The organism is Chryseobacterium sp. BLS98, from assembly GCF_001045445.1.
Classification (GTDB): Bacteria; Bacteroidota; Bacteroidia; order Flavobacteriales; family Weeksellaceae; genus Chryseobacterium.
In genome coordinates, this window is the sequence record NZ_LFNF01000002.1 from 187,371 (window position 1) to 202,691 (window position 15,321).

Annotated in this window: 10 protein-coding genes; 4 read left to right on the plus strand and 6 right to left on the minus strand. The window is 35.2% G+C overall.

The features are described from left to right. Positions 1-367: 367 nt before the first annotated feature. From ACM40_RS05820 to ACM40_RS05830, 3 genes are all read right to left on the minus strand, one after another. Positions 368-3,976, minus strand: a complete 3,609-nt coding sequence (locus ACM40_RS05820; protein ID WP_083996798.1) for a T9SS type A sorting domain-containing protein — start codon at positions 3,974-3,976, stop codon at positions 368-370. Between the two features lie 769 nt (positions 3,977-4,745). After that, on the minus strand, positions 4,746-5,429 hold the full coding sequence (locus tag ACM40_RS05825; RefSeq protein WP_048501900.1) for a type 1 glutamine amidotransferase domain-containing protein: 684 nt from the start codon (positions 5,427-5,429) through the stop codon (positions 4,746-4,748). A 514-nt stretch (positions 5,430-5,943) separates the two neighbouring features. Continuing rightward, positions 5,944-6,855 (minus strand): LysR family transcriptional regulator, encoded by a 912-nt coding sequence (locus tag ACM40_RS05830; protein ID WP_048501901.1) that lies wholly within the window; start codon positions 6,853-6,855, stop codon positions 5,944-5,946. A 176-nt stretch (positions 6,856-7,031) separates the two neighbouring features. Here ACM40_RS05830 and ACM40_RS05835 point away from each other — a divergent pair, with 176 nt between their 5' ends. The 3 genes from ACM40_RS05835 to ACM40_RS05845 all read left to right on the plus strand — a co-directional run bounded on the left by ACM40_RS05835 (position 7,032) and on the right by ACM40_RS05845 (position 9,779). After that, positions 7,032-8,033: a polysaccharide deacetylase family protein gene (locus ACM40_RS05835; RefSeq protein WP_048501902.1), complete on the plus strand. Its 1,002-nt coding sequence runs from the start codon at positions 7,032-7,034 to the stop codon at positions 8,031-8,033. A gap of 17 nt (positions 8,034-8,050) precedes the next feature. After that, positions 8,051-8,431 (plus strand): Dabb family protein, encoded by a 381-nt coding sequence (locus ACM40_RS05840; protein ID WP_048501903.1) that lies wholly within the window; start codon positions 8,051-8,053, stop codon positions 8,429-8,431. Positions 8,432-8,495: 64 nt separating this feature from the next. Continuing rightward, positions 8,496-9,779 (plus strand): serine hydrolase domain-containing protein, encoded by a 1,284-nt coding sequence (locus tag ACM40_RS05845; protein ID WP_053077098.1) that lies wholly within the window; start codon positions 8,496-8,498, stop codon positions 9,777-9,779. Between the two features lie 553 nt (positions 9,780-10,332). On the opposite strand, the gene ACM40_RS05850 is transcribed toward ACM40_RS05845, so the two are convergent. Both ACM40_RS05850 and ACM40_RS05855 read right to left on the minus strand, forming a co-directional pair. Beyond that, a complete protein-coding gene (locus tag ACM40_RS05850; RefSeq protein ID WP_048501904.1) occupies positions 10,333-10,851 on the minus strand; it encodes a DUF2911 domain-containing protein in 519 nt (172 codons plus the stop codon). Positions 10,852-10,876: 25 nt separating this feature from the next. Then, positions 10,877-11,491, minus strand: a complete 615-nt coding sequence (locus ACM40_RS05855; protein ID WP_131705336.1) for a hypothetical protein — start codon at positions 11,489-11,491, stop codon at positions 10,877-10,879. Positions 11,492-12,650: 1,159 nt separating this feature from the next. Between ACM40_RS05855 and ACM40_RS05860 the strand changes: the two genes are divergently transcribed. After that, positions 12,651-12,872, plus strand: a complete 222-nt coding sequence (locus ACM40_RS05860) for a hypothetical protein (protein ID WP_048501906.1) — start codon at positions 12,651-12,653, stop codon at positions 12,870-12,872. Between the two features lie 145 nt (positions 12,873-13,017). On the opposite strand, the gene ACM40_RS05865 is transcribed toward ACM40_RS05860, so the two are convergent. Further along, the gene (locus ACM40_RS05865; protein WP_048501907.1) at positions 13,018-15,321 is read right to left on the minus strand and encodes a DUF262 domain-containing protein; all 2,304 of its coding nucleotides are present in this window, start codon (positions 15,319-15,321) and stop codon (positions 13,018-13,020) included.

Below are 15,321 nucleotides of genomic sequence, written 5' to 3' on the forward strand. Positions count from 1 at the left end.
CCTTACGGTTAGATCTTTTTCTCTCTTTTGACTTATTGAAGTTTTTTGCTACTAAGTATAGTAGTTCTAATATAATTTTAGCTTCGTTATCATTTACCTGAACTCCATTTTTGGACAAAATAATAATTGCTTGTTACACTTAGAAATTCTTCAATGTACTATGTACTAGATATAGCTTTATGTAAGACATCGCTTTTACTATTAGATATAAGCAACATAGATCAAATTTAGACATATATTTTGATATGGTACATTGAAAAATATATAGTTTTCTAATTTAAAATAAAAACAGCGTACCATATAAATGTGCACGCTGAATTTTTTCAATTTTAGTAAATCTACTTTAGTAGAAATTAATTTATATTATCTATTTCTTAATAAATTTAACTGATTTCACTATATTGCCAGCCCCAACAACTTTAATTATGTAAACTCCTGATTGTAAGTCAGAAAAATTCAAAACCCCTTTAAAATCATTGATTTCCTTAGTTAGTATAAGCTGACCTGAAATAGTAAAAACCGTAACAGAGATAATTTTTTCATCTGATGAAACAGTCAAGTAATCTTGTACAGGATTGGGGTATACCTTCAGATTACTTGAGATTGATGATATTTCCTGAGATTGTAAATTTCCAGTGACACAAGAGATTGGAAGTAAAATTGTTCTTCCAATATTGGTAGTACCGTTACCTAATTGCCCCTCCGAATTCCACCCTGTTACAGATAAAATTCCATCATTTGCTATAGTATATGTATTATAATCGCTTAATGACACGCTCTTCCTATCGCCAGACGTTCCTATCTGCACAGGATTTCTTCTACGTACTACCGTACCATCTCCTAACGTTCCATTTCCGTTTGCTCCCCAAGCCCACAATGTACCATCATTTTTAATGGCTGCTGATGAAAAACTTGATGTTTCAACAAGTTTCCAGTTTGTGGCTGTCCCCACCGGATAAGGGCTGGCACTTGAACCTAATCCTGTTCCCAATGATGAACCTGAAGTTCCTTCTATTCCCAATTGCGAATGAATATTGCTTCCCCATCCATAAAGGGTTCCATCTGTTTTTATTGCCAATGAATGACTACCTTTGGCAGCAATACTTTTCCAAGTTGTCCCTGTGAGTATCTGTACAGGAGTAGTTTTATTCGTCGTAGAGCCAATTCCTAACTGCCCACTGTAATTTTCACCCCAAGCCCAAATAGTTCCATCTGTTTTTAAAGCTAAAGCATGATTATCTCCCGCGGTGACAGTTTTCCAATTCGTTAGGGTTCCAATCTGTGTAGGAACATTCTTATCATAAGTAGTTCCATTTCCAAACTGACCATAGGTATTACGACCCCAAGCCCATAAAGTTCCATTGGCCTTTACTGCTATAGTAAAATATGATCCTACGGCAACACTTACCCAATCTGTGGCCATTCCTATTTTTACCGGGATTATCTTGTCAATAGTATTACCAGTTCCAAGTTGTCCAAAATTGTTACGCCCCCAGACCCAAAGTGTTCCATCTGTTTTAATCGCTGCAACATGTTGATCTCCGGCAGACATTTTCCAGATGTTTGAAATTTCAACTTGCACTGGAGCCGTTCTATTTATTGTAGTTCCGTCTCCTAATTGGCCAAATTCATTTTTACCCCAAGACCATGTTGTACCATCTGACTTCACGGCTATTGCATAGGTAGAACCGCCAGCAACGACATTCCAGCAGCCGGAATCGGCAAGTGTAGTAAATGTTCCTCCATAAACCCAACGGCTTTGGCTGGAACCACAATGAGATGCCACCCAATAGTAGTAAGTAGTATTCGGTGTTAAGTTTGTTAAATTAGCCGTATTTGATAAAGTAGTACCATCTATACCTCCCACAATCTGATTTGTACTGTAAGCATACATATAACCGTTAGCAGGTGCCGTTGTAGCCCCTGCCCAATTAATGGTAGCAGTTGTAGAAGCGATGTTTGCAACAGAAAGTTGAGTTGGAACACTGCAACTTGACGGACAAACAACAGCAGTGAAAGTATTTTTTTGAACAAGTGTATTATCTCCTAATTGACCACTACTGTTCAGCCCTGAAGCTCTTAAAGAACCTGCAAAATTTACTTCAAGACTGTGATTATTTCCAGCAGACACCAATAAACTGTTTGCAGAAGTACCTACTTGAGTAGGAGTATTTACCGTATTGCCGCTTGTACCGCTACCTAGCTGTCCATAAGCATTGTATCCCCATGACCAAAGAGTTCCATTTGTTTTAATTCCTAATGCGTGACTTGCTCCCGCACTAACGATATTCCAATTTGTAGCTGTTCCAATTTGTACTGGTGAATTACTGTTACTCAAAGTTCCATTTCCTAATTGCCCTGATTGATTCGATCCCCAACCCCAGAGAGTACCATTAGATTTTACAGCTAATGTATAGTAAGATCCTGCAGAAATTTTAAGCCAGTTTGTAGCTGTCCCCACTTGCTTTGGCGAAACATCATATATCGTTTGGACATTTGTTCCATTACCCAACTGCCCAGATGTATTGTTGCCCCACGTCCAAAGAGTTCCATCAGCTTTTATACCTACAGAGTGATCGCTACCTGCAGCAATTTTTACCCAATTTGTTGCTGTTCCTACTTTCCAGGGAATAGGTCTTAGAATATCTGACCCATCTCCCAGCTGCCCATAATCATTATTTCCCCAGGCCCAAAGGGTACCATCTGTTCTAAGTGCTAATGAGTGATTAGATCCTGCACTCACGTCTTTCCAGGTAGTAACCGTACCGATTTGTGTCGGAACAATCCTGTTGGCGTTAGTATAATCTCCTAATTTACTACTTGAGTTATCTCCCCAAGCCCAAAGGGTACCATCGTTTTTAATAGCCAATACATGACTGCTTCCTGCGCTCACGGTCTTCCAATTGCTCGCTGTACCTATTTGAACTGCAGCATTTCTTGCAATTGCTCCTCCATCTCCTAATTGGCTGTAGTTATCATTTCCCCAAGTCCATAAAGTTCCGTCTGTTTTTATTCCTACAGAATAAGAAGATCCGGTACTGATAACGTCCCAGCAACCTCCAATGTTTTGTGGCGTTGCTTTTACTAATCCATTTTGAGAATAACCTATCCAAACAGTACTTGTATTTTGGGTTTTAAGTGTTGTTAAAATATTGTTTGGAAGGTTTGAATTTGAAGAAGTATAAATTATACAATCGCTAAAATTCTGCAATCCACTTCCACCCAGTGCAATCCACTCTCTACCGCTGTTGTCAACATCAAGAGCATTTAAAGTGCTTCCTCCAAGACAAGAATTACTTTGAGTGTAACTACTAAGTAAAGTTCCAGAATTTGTATACGTCAACATACCATCAATACCTTCAACATATACTTTCGTACCTGAGGCATTTAATAGTTTTTTCACATTCTGCCCAATAAATGTAAAGTCAGTTCCATTAAATTTATACAATGTATTGTTATTTGTAACCCAAACTCCGTTGTTGCTGTCAACCTTTAAAGAATTTATGTTTGGAAGTGAAGAATAGGTAGTCCAAGTAGTACCCGTAAATTTAGTAAGTCCCTCTGATGTGATCACCCATAAATTATTGGCACCATCTACTGCGATACCCTTAATTGCATTATTGGGTAGTCCTGAATTTGAGGCAGTATAATTACTCCAAGTCGTTCCGTTCAATAAAATAATCCCGTTGTTTTGCGATGCCATCCATTTTCTTTGTAAACCATCGATTTCTATTTCCAGGATAGCATTGGACATAATACCTGAATTGCTTGTATTATAATTTGTAAATGCAGTTCCATTGAATGTTGAAACACCATTGTTTGTTGATAACCATAGCAAACCGTTATTATCAATTTCAATGTCCCTGACATTATTGCTGCCGATTCCTGAATTTGAGGTATTATAAATCTCAGATGAGTATTGCCCAAAGGCAGTTACAGAAAGGAAAATAAGCAACATTAAGTAAATTTTTCTCATGTTGAATTTATTTTAAAAAGTTTTAAATGTTTAATTGATAGCAACCGCTAAAAAATGTAATTAGGTGCTTTCTTAGAGTAAAAAAGCAAAATTGTATTACAGGAAAAGAAAGAATTATTTTAATGCAGCTGTTTTAATTTAATAAAATTTATTAAGTATTTCATGGAGTATTAGTTTAGTTTATGGATGAATAATAATTATATTATGAATTTTTTTTATTGCTTGCAAAAATATACTTTTTGCGCAAACTACCAAAGACTTAAAGTAATCTATCAAAACAAAATGAATTTTGTAATTCTTTTTTAATTTGGCTCAATCCAATCAAATCATCGATAAAAGTGTTTGAAGATACGCTCGTCAAGGTCACCAACGACAATATGCGCAAATTTAGGATAATTTGCGCATATTCTTTTTCACATAATTCATAATCAATTAGTTAAATTTCATCAAATTAAGACTTTTATTACAAAAGTGTCAATTCAAAAAAACTTAGTTGATTCCAAATACAATACAACAACACTGAAAATCAATTAGCTAATATAAAATTAATGAAAGTTGAAAACTTTACCTTCGATGACCTAACAGGATTTGAACACCAAAAATTTACTAAAAAAACTATATATTTTTAGCTGAATTGTTTCAATTGTTGTTCAAAAACAAACAAGGAAATTTTCTTTAGAAAATGGTTTATTTTCTTTTACGTTTGGTGCCATAATTAATTTTAATGATTAACTGTAATTTATTTGACTTGTATAAGTCCGAAAGAGTATTATTTATCAAGTTCTTTCGCAACAACTTCTGCCATTTCTTTTGAACTGAATGGATTTTGTCCTGTAATCAGGTTCCCATCCACTATAACATTTGAGGTCATGGGGATAAATGCTTTTTTCAGATGTGCATCACGCTCAACAATTGAAGCTTCAAGATTAAAAGGAACTTCTCTTTTTCTTCTTGCGATGGTTTCCTCAAACCAGTCGAATCCTGTCATTGATTTTCCTGTAATCAGATAGGTACCATCAGAAAGCTTCACATTAATCAATCCTCCCACACCGTGGCAGATAGCAGCAACTATTTTTCCACTTTCGTACTGTCTTCTGACGATATTTTGCATCATAACATCATCTGGAAAATCATACATTGTTGCATGACCACCTGCGAGATATACACAATCAAAATCTTCATTTTGAACTTCCAGTAAACTCTTTGAATGATTGAGTTCGCTCATAAAAGCAGGGTTTTCATAGTATGATCTTGAAATTTTATCCAATACAAGAGGCTTTAAACTCTCAGGATCAATAGGTACATCTCCACCTTTAGGACTTGCAATGGTGACCACCCATTTCTTTTCCTTTGCTGTGTGGTAGATATGGGTAAGCTCACTCAACCACAGGCCGGTTTCTAAACCACTTTCATAATGCCCGATATTGGTTACAATCAGAAGGATTTTTTTCATTTTTTATTTCATTTTTTCTATTATTTAAAGTTAATAATAAACGAATGGGTGTAAGTAACCCAATCAAGGAAGATTGTAACCGAATCTCTGCTAAGAAAAATAATTAGAATTACTGCCTAATTTCTTGATTATCTCTCAATATATATTTCATTAAATGGCATCTTGCAACGTTGACCCCAAATTCCTTCATTTCCTTTTCTGATTCCACAGGAGATAACCATATTAACCTCAGCGCCCCGGGGTAATTTCAGCACCTTTTTCAATTGTCCTGAATATCCCTATAGTCCCGGTCAATAACTTTCTGAAACCGCCCAGTATGCCATAGAAGCGCCCATATAATAAAGACATGATCTTGTAATAGTAAAGCTCCCTGTCTTTAGTTCTTTTTTCCTGTTTCTCAACCGGACTGAATAGAAGTACTAATAGGATTATGGTTAGGGATGATCAAAATCTGTAAATTGATTATGGTTTTCCATAGCTACCTCGAATTACACAATCATTGCTGCATTTAAAATTAAGTGATCAGAAATTCCCATTTCTTTTCAAAAAGCTTTTTCAGTTGATCCAGTTCATTATAGTACATAGTATTTTTCCGTGTTCCAAAGTATAGTGTATTTTCCAAGACGTGTTTCCCCTCCCACACTAATTTAATTTTACCAGAATCCAAACCTTCGCAGCAAAGGAAATCAGGTACTATAGAAAAGCCTTCATTATCGCTCAAACAGCGGATAATAGAATTAATATTAGGTACAATATAGTTCGGGCTGAAGTCCGGGTGCTCATTAAAGTTTTTTGACCAGAAATTTTTCAGCTGCTCCATATCACCTGCTGTACTGTACCAGAGTTGTTGCTTTAAGAAATCCCTTGCTGCCGAAAGATTCCCACATCCCAACTGAAATTGCAGTTCTGATATATCCGTTTTATTTCCAGCTATAAGCACAATTCGTTCTTTGGAGAAAGCCTCATAAATAAGGTTCTGCTGATTTCCCTTCTGTGGTGTGACAATCAAATCGAGCAATCCGCTGTCCAGATCAGCCTGCATTTGTGGATATAGTCCAAATTTAATAATAAGATTAAATGGAAGTTGTGCGACATGTTCTTCAAGGGTGTACTGAAAATTCTCAAAGCACATTCCGATGCTTATGGTTATCCGTTCCGGCTGCGAACGTCTATGAAAAAGCTGTTCCGCACTTTCCATCCGCTGCAGAGCCTCCAGTACAAAATTGTAAAGAATTTTAGCTTTTTCGGTGGGAACCATCTTCCGCGGTGATCGGTCAAAGAGCTTATATCCTGCATACGCTTCGAGTGAATTGAGATGCAGGCTGACACCAGGTTGTGATAGGTATAGTTCTTGTGCAGCAGCTGTAAGTGTCCCTGTTTCATATATCGCTCTAAAAGTTCTGAGCCATTCCAGATTCCATTGCATATCTATAAGTATTATAATACAAATATACTATTTAAGCTATTTTAAGAATAGAAAAATGTAACAGAAATTTACAGTGTCAATGTTGATAAATATTTTAGCTTCAGATAATGGATAAATCTTATCTGTCTACCCATTTTACCAACAATACCATCAATAAATTTTAAATACTCATACTCATGAACAGAAGAGATTTTATTACGAAAACTTCATTAGGTGCGTCTGCAATAGCTATTCCCGGGATAGTTGGAGCAGTAGAAAATACATCTGAACCTAAGATCCAAGATTCCACAAAAAGTTTTTGGCCAAATGGAGCCAGGCTTGCCATTTCAATTTCCCTACAGTTTGAAGCCGGCGGTCAACCCATTTCAGGCGCAAGTGGACTTATCCCTGAACCGATCAAAAAAGGATATCCAGACCTGGCAACAAATTCATATTTCGATTATGGCGTACAGGAAGGTATTCCGAGAATGCTTGATTTGTTTGACAAATACGGTGTCAAAGCAACTTCGTTCATGGTCGGAAAAGCGGTGGACAATCATCCAGAACTCGCACGTGAAATTGTCACACGTGGGCATGAACCTGCTGCTCATGGAAAAGAATGGGCATGGCAGTATAATATGTCGAAAGATGAGGAACGCGAATGGATACGCAGCGTGAAGCAGTCCATTGAAAAAGTAACGGGCGTAACCCCTTTAGGATATGACTGCTACTGGATGCGGGGAAGCGTACATACCCTGAGCCTCCTTCAGGAACTGGGCTTTATTTATCACAACAATGATCTGAGCCGCGATGAACCCTACATACAACAGCTTAACGGCAAGCCCTTTGTGACCATGCCCTACACCATACACATGAACGATATCGGCTCATTTGACTTTCCGGGATTTTCTCCCGCTGACTATGAGCAACAGCTAAAAGATGAATTTGACCAGCTTTACGAGGAAGCGGCAACACGCAGACGCATGATGCTAATTAGTTTCCATGACCGTATATCAGGCCATGCCTCACGTATCCGTGTAATCGAACGTTTTTTTAAATATGTAGCTCAACATGACGGAATATGGTATGCCACCAAAGGAGAACTGGCAAAACATGCGCTGGCAACCCCTGATACCACACCAATGGTAAAACGGGATGTTGCTGAAAAAAGCGGGCTGGCCGGTAATACAAATCTCTAATTTTAAAACTTGTCAACATGAAGAATATAATTGTATTGATCATATTTATCGGGAGCTTATTCGCCACGGCAAAAGGACAGAGTCTCCAAAAAACACCAGCTCCAAAAATTGTCCATATCGTCCTTTTCAAATTTAAGAAAAGTACATCTTCTGAGCAGATTAAGGACCTAAAAGATGAAATACTTAAGCAAAAGAACACTGTTGCTGGGCTCTTGGAAATCTCATTCGGACTAGATTTTACAGGAAGAGCTAAAGATTTTAGCTATGCCGAGACCGCAGTATTCAAGGACCGTAAGTCACTGGATGAATTCAATCGATCAGATTATCACAAACAACTGATTATAAAACAAATTAAGCCTATACTTGAAGATATCCTGGTATTGGATTATGAACAATAAATAAAAAGATTTCAACTGATTTTTCATAAAAAAGCCAGTCTGATAGCATACAAAACATTAAAAAATGAAATACACAATAATAACTTTTTTAGTGGCAGCATTCATTGCGCAAACCACTATCGTAAAGGCCCAAAAAAATCGATTTGACGCAGAAAGACTGACAAGAATCGACACTGTGGTCAATAAACATATAGCCGCATCCCACATTCCGGGTGCATCGGTGCTTATTATCAAGAATGGAGAGGTAGTGTACCAAAAGGCATTTGGCTATGCTGATGTGGAAAAAAGAACCCAAATGAAGACTGATGCTATTTTTAGAATTGCCTCCCAATCCAAAGCAATCACAAGCCTTGCTGTAATGATATTATGGGAAAGGGGGAAATTCCAGCTGGATGATCCGATTTCAAAATATATTATGGCATTTAAGGACCCAAAAGTTTTAATTAAGTATAATGCCAAGGATGGAAGCTATACCACAAGACCAGCCAGTAGGGAAATAACTGTAAGAGATCTTTTAAGACATACCTCCGGCATCGCCTATCCCGCCATTTTCAGTGACCCTACGATGTGGAGTCTATATGAAAAGACTGCCATTCCCTCAGGTATTGGAACAATGGCATCGACTGTTGGCGATAAGATGAAATTATTAGCGAGATTACCATTGCAGCATGATCCGGGTGAGCGCTTTACCTACGGGCTCAATATAGATCTGCTCGGATACCTGATTGAGATATGGAGCGGAGAACCTCTGGATCAGTTTTTAATGAAAAATGTCCTGATTCCGATGGAGATGAATGACACTTATTTTCATATTCCTGAAAAGAAACAGGGCCGGCTGGTCAGCCTATACGAGACGACAACGGAGAATAAGCTGATTAAAGTGAATCATCCCATTTATGAAGGTGTCAATGCGGACTTCCCTAAGATGCAAGGAACCTATTTATCGGGTGGCGCGGGTCTAAGTTCCACAGCGGGCGACTTGGCTAAATTTTACTCTCTTTTTCTAAATAAAGGTCTCTACAAGGGAAAAAGGATCATTAGTCCCAGCACAGTTGAACTAATGCTTACCAATCAATTAGGTGATCAGGTCGCTATATCTCCTTTGCCTCCGCAGCCGGAAAACTTTCAGTTCACGCTGGGTGGATTTGCACTGGTTACCGAAAAGAATGCCTACCTCTCTCCAAGAAGTATAGGCTCCTTCGGATGGGGAGGTGCATTCAATACACATGGCTGGGCAGACCCAAAAGAAGGAATCATAGCACTACTCATGACCCAGGAATACCTTTCGCCCTGGTATTCTATTGGTGAGGATTTTCAGACTGCTATTTACCAAGCTATCACAAATTAGCTTTACACAATATCACTATTTGTTTCCTATGGATTCTGAATTTAGTTTAAAGCCAAAAACCGCCCACCTATCATTTTATGGGTAGTCTACTATTTTTAATTTTAATACCCTTGGTTCACAAATGGAAAAAGTTGTATTTAGCAATCAAATGCATTAAATAAATTACATTCACAATTAGAAAAACGTAGACGATTATTAATCAAGAAATTAAAAATCACCACCATAACTTTGTATCCGCAGCGTACAAAAGCAGTATTGATTTTTCAAACTTCAAATTATCTATTAAATACATTAAAATTCGATCAATATCGGCAAGAAATTGGTTCGAAGATAATCCTGTCGAGGTCACTGAAAGAGACAACTATTTATTAGTTGTCTCTTTTTATTCCTAAAAATCTCTTTACCAAACTTTACAATCTGACCTTTTGTGTTCAATATTGTAAGCCTAAATACTTGATCTTTTAAAATAAAACTTCTTAAATAGCCTAATAATAATTTTTGATACAATAAAAAAATCCCGCATTAACGGGATTTTAGTCTATTATACTTTAGTTTACTTTATCTCTACAGGAACTGAGATTTTATCCCAATCCATTGTGAATCCGTTACTGTTTATTTTATAAACTAAATTTTCCTGTCTGGCTGGTAAAGCTTTTGTTTTTACATCAACGCGTAAAGCATCTTTTGCTTCTTCGTATTTAAAAGCACCCCATTGTTTTGGCTCCTTATTAAAAATCGCTGTCCAGGTTCCGGATTCTTTAGGGATTAGGAAAAAGCTGTATTTGCCTGCAGGCAGCGGTTTACCCTGAACGGTAATGTCTTTATCCGTTTCGAAGGTGGTTGCTTCATTGGCACCCGCACGCCAAACTTTATTATAAGCTTCTAAACCGCCCCATATGGTACGCCCTTTTACAGAAGGGCTGCTATAGGCTATTGTAATGGTGGCATCTTTAATTTTTCCTGTGGCAGTAGCCGGAGGGCTGGCAGGTTTTTTAGTTTCCTGCGCAAAGGCATTCAGTGAAATGGTCATGGTTGCAACAAGGACGGCAGCAGATTTAATGATAGTTTTCATAATATTTTTGTTTGTTGTTGTTGGTTTACGAATTTACTGCTTTTGGCTTATAAAACACTAAACCGGTTGCCGAAAATATAAAGACTGTCGCTGCCTCCATCTTATCCTGGATTGGTATCAGCCCTCTCCTTTTCTTTCTCTGAAGGATAAGGTGGGCGGCATCCAGCATTTTGACCGTATGGATGTAGGGCATCACGATGTTGCTTTCCGGCAGGTTTTCATAGACGCCCATTGAGAAATAGACGATTCCGGACATAAAATAATCAAATTCTTTGAGGGTATATTCCCTGAATGCTTTTTTGAAAACCAGCAGAGGATTCCGGTATTCCTTCTCCGAAAGCAGGCCAAGAACTCCCGGGGAAATCTTCTCCTGTCGGGTATCAACCGTCCATTTTTTGTTCTTCAGCATGATGAGATAGCCTGCCCGGATCAACGACCTCATCGACTGATGAAACCGGAAGATCACCGCCGGATCTTCATGGATCCAGCTATTTCTCTTGACTGCATAATTCATAATGTTGCTGAGCCTTTCTTTGGAAGCATCCAGCTCATTGAACTGAAAGAAAGTTTCTATCAGCTGCAATCCGGAGCGCTTACCTGCCCAAAACTGAGGATCAAAATCTGTTTTTATCTTTTTCATGCGTTTGTATCTTTTGTTGTTGAAATTTTGCTTAACCATTAAGATTTTTTAAGCGATTAAGGCACATTAAGATCATACCTGAAGCTATTTATTCAGCGAACTGATTTATCCATCTTTGATGGATCTTAACTTTCTTAAAACCTTTATTTTTCTTAATGGTTTATATTTTTTCATGAGTTGTATTTTTCATTGATAAAATTTTGCTTAAACATTAAGATTTCTTAAGCGATTAAGGCACATTAAGATCATAGCTGAAGCTATTTATTCAGCGAACTGCTTTATCCATCTTTGATGGATCTTAGCTTCCTTAAAACCTTTATTTTTCTTAATGGTTTATATTTTTTCATGAGTTGTATTTTTCATTGAGAAAATTTTGCTTAAACATTAAGATTTTTTAAGCGATTAAGGCACATTAAGATCATAGCTGAAGCTATTCATTCAGCGAACTGCTTTATCCATCTTTGATGGATCTTAACTTTCCTTAAAACCTTCATTTTTCTAAATGGTTTATATTTTTTCATGAGTTGTATTTTTCATTGAGAAAATTTTGCTTAAACATTAAGATTTTTTAAGCGATTAAGACCCATTAAGATCATAGCTGAAGCTATTCATTCAGCGAAATGCTTTACCCATCTTTGATGGATCTTAACTTTCCTTAAAACCTTCATTTTTCTTAATGGTTTATATTTCTCCTTTATTCACGATAAAGTTTTCAGCATATGAGATATGCTGAGTTTTAATAGAAATAAATCTGTGTTCCCGTGAAAGCCCTGAAGCCGCAATGGATTGTACACTCCACTGTATCCTATCATGATACTTTATGTAGTGAAGCAGCTTAGAAAAAGATGATTGTAGAAAAGTAAAACAGCATGAAATAAAAACGGCATGGGACTCTACAATATCTGAACTAGAGGTACTGGTATACCCAACACACAGATAAGAGAGCCCACGCCTAGGTCGTGAGCTTCCTGCTTATCGTCTTGTGTGTTTAAAAATTACCAGTTTTTCTAGTACAAGATTCTAAGCAATAGCTTCTATTTTTCTTTGAAGTATCGCAAAGCTACCTTTTTTGTAGCTTATTGTACAAATATAGAAAAATTTTTGATTATTCGGATTTCAGTCCGATATTTTTATAAGAATATGTAATTTATTTGTTTTTATGACAGAAGCAAATAGAAAAATTGTTGAATTTATAAGGGATGAATGGGTTATTCCTGTGAACAATAACAGCAAATTTGCAGTAGATCATAATATAGATGAAAAGACTGTTCGAAGAATAAGGGATGATGAAAACTATCAAATTGCTCTTCTTACAATAATGCGAATTTGCCATGCTAGAAATATGACTCTTGCCAGCTTTTTCGAGATGGTTAGAATATAGATTTCAATAAAACCTATACACTCCTTAATATATAAATTTGAGCTGAGTTTAAATATTAACCAATCAAGACTATCTGTATTAGATAGTCTTGATTGGTTAATTTCATTAAGATTAGTTATGTAGATGAATTTGTAACAATCATTATTTAAGATCTATATTGTTCTATTATTGAATCCAATTTAGAAGAAAAACGTTCAAAATAATCATTATTAACATTTTCATTGTTTGCATTTTTCAAGAGTATCAACATGTCTCTAATAATATTTTTAATTGTTTTGGAATCTAGTTCTTTTTGCTTTGCATATAGTACTAACCATGTAATATAAAAATCTTGGTAAGATCTTCTAAACGATTTTGAATTTTTAACATTAAAAAAATCATTTATTTCTTCCTTTTTTTGATCAGAGTTAAATAATCCACCAAAATCATCTATTAATTTTTTTGTTTTATCAATACTTTTATTAAATAAATGTTTTTCTTCACTATTTTCATCCAACTTTGTCAGGAAATCTGTTATTGCAGACTTATTTTTAATTCTACAAGTAATCCTATCAATTCTTGGAAATAATCCCAACACTTTATTATATGATTCATTTTTATCTAGGTGATAAATTAAATATGACAAAATTGTTATTAATTCTTCATTTTCCATTCTATCAGTTCTTCCTTCTATTCTTTCCTTGCTATAAAACCATTGTATATTTTCATAGGTAACAGCTTTGATTTTACTTATAATTTCATTATCTACTGTAGAATTCCACATTTCAAAGGAATTATTATTAATCGGATAAGGTTTTTGATTCAATCTAATAAATAAATCTGTTGCCGAAAATTGGTCATTAAGGCTTTGTTCAATAATTATTTCATCTATAATAAAATCCAAAATTTTATCTTGTTCTAATGGTGATAAAGCCGAAAAATTCATTCCATTTTTATTCAATATTTTTAATCCTTTTAATTTAAAATTATTATTTATTGAATAAGTTAAAGCTCCATTTTCATTTACATATGCTCTTCCTAAAAAAGCAATAATAGATAATAATCGTTGTTGTCCATCTATAACTTCTTTAACATTGTCTTTCCTTTTAAATATAAATATTGGGGGTAAATTAATTCCTAAAAGAATACTTTCAATAATAGAAGATGCTTTTAGAACTGATATTTTTTCTTGACGCTGATATGATGGTCGTATAAGGTATTTATAAGACTTAACATCAGATAATATTTCTTCAATTGGTTTAGATACAGGTGAAGGTTTATTGATTCTTAAACTTGCTAATTTTTTTAGAACATCTTGCGCATCACTATCTGTTTGAAGTAAATTCTTTAATTCTTCATTAAATTCAGACTTCCTTATATATATTTCAAAATCGATATTAAATTTATTCTCAAAAAACGTGGCAATATTAGCAAATCTTTCCATTATATTTTTATAATAGTAAGCGCTATCTTCAGAATAAATAAGTTGATGTATTTGTAAATACTTTAGTAATTCATTTTGTATATCATTAGCATCTAGTATAACTCCTTCTTGTTCAGAGATTCTGATTCCCCACAACAATGCTTCATTCAAAAATCTATTTTTATGATCAAACTTATTTTTAATGAAAAAATTATTAATTTTAAAAAGTGTTTCAAGTTGCTTTATGTAGATGGAAAATTCAAAATCTAAATCTTCAATTGTATTGGTGAATGTTTCATATAATATTGACATTATTTCACTTCTTCTCGTTCCTCTGGCATATTGTGAAATAGGAAATTTTGAAAGAATAAATGATCGACGTAAAGCATCTATCATTTTCTCTATTAAATCTGCTGTATTATAGTCGTTTTCAAAGAAACATGTTTTAACATTTAGATAAAAATCGTCCTTTTCTAATTTCCTTTCAAATAATTTAGAAAGATAGTCCGTATCATATTTTGCAGCGTCGACCTCAACTGAAGTCAACGAAGTTATTCCAGTGTTATATCGTCTAAAAATTTCTTTCTTTATTTTGTCCTCTAACTTTTCATCAATTCCAACTATAACTTCAAATTCGAAAATTCTTATATTCGAATTCCAAAATATTTCTTTTACTTCATCACTTAATTTATTATATGTTTGCTTAGCCAAAGCTGGTAATGATAATAACCCTTTTTCAGTCAATGTAAAATCATTCTCAATGAATCTTTTTAAAGTTTCAAATCTTTGTCTTCCATCAATAACTTCAATACTGGTTCCGGACTTAAACAAGATTAGAGGAGGAATTTCAGTACCTAACAGAACACTTTCTATAAAAAAAGTTTGCTTTACATTATCCCAAACATAATTACGTTGATAATATGGTTTGTAATCGATTCGTCTTAAATTACGCTCGCTTAACAATGTCTTAATAGATAAAGTCCTAGGAGTAATTTTTAAACTTCCTTTAAATATATCTATAAAATTTTTTTCTATTAAATTACCCAT

What these genes read in the sequence shown, in the direction of transcription:
- ACM40_RS05865 (WP_048501907.1), bottom strand. Translation starts at nt 15,321, where the DNA reads ATGGGTAATTTAATAGAAAAAAATTTTATAGATATATTTAAAGGAAGT.
- ACM40_RS05845 (WP_053077098.1), top strand. Translation starts at nt 8,496, where the DNA reads ATGAAATACACAATAATAACTTTTTTAGTGGCAGCATTCATTGCGCAA.
- ACM40_RS05855 (WP_131705336.1), bottom strand. Translation starts at nt 11,491, where the DNA reads ATGAAAAAGATAAAAACAGATTTTGATCCTCAGTTTTGGGCAGGTAAG.
- ACM40_RS05830 (WP_048501901.1), bottom strand. Translation starts at nt 6,855, where the DNA reads ATGCAATGGAATCTGGAATGGCTCAGAACTTTTAGAGCGATATATGAA.
- ACM40_RS05850 (WP_048501904.1), bottom strand. Translation starts at nt 10,851, where the DNA reads ATGAAAACTATCATTAAATCTGCTGCCGTCCTTGTTGCAACCATGACC.
- ACM40_RS05820 (WP_083996798.1), bottom strand. Translation starts at nt 3,976, where the DNA reads ATGAGAAAAATTTACTTAATGTTGCTTATTTTCCTTTCTGTAACTGCC.
- ACM40_RS05840 (WP_048501903.1), top strand. Translation starts at nt 8,051, where the DNA reads ATGAAGAATATAATTGTATTGATCATATTTATCGGGAGCTTATTCGCC.
- ACM40_RS05835 (WP_048501902.1), top strand. Translation starts at nt 7,032, where the DNA reads ATGAACAGAAGAGATTTTATTACGAAAACTTCATTAGGTGCGTCTGCA.
- ACM40_RS05825 (WP_048501900.1), bottom strand. Translation starts at nt 5,429, where the DNA reads ATGAAAAAAATCCTTCTGATTGTAACCAATATCGGGCATTATGAAAGT.
- ACM40_RS05860 (WP_048501906.1), top strand. Translation starts at nt 12,651, where the DNA reads ATGACAGAAGCAAATAGAAAAATTGTTGAATTTATAAGGGATGAATGG.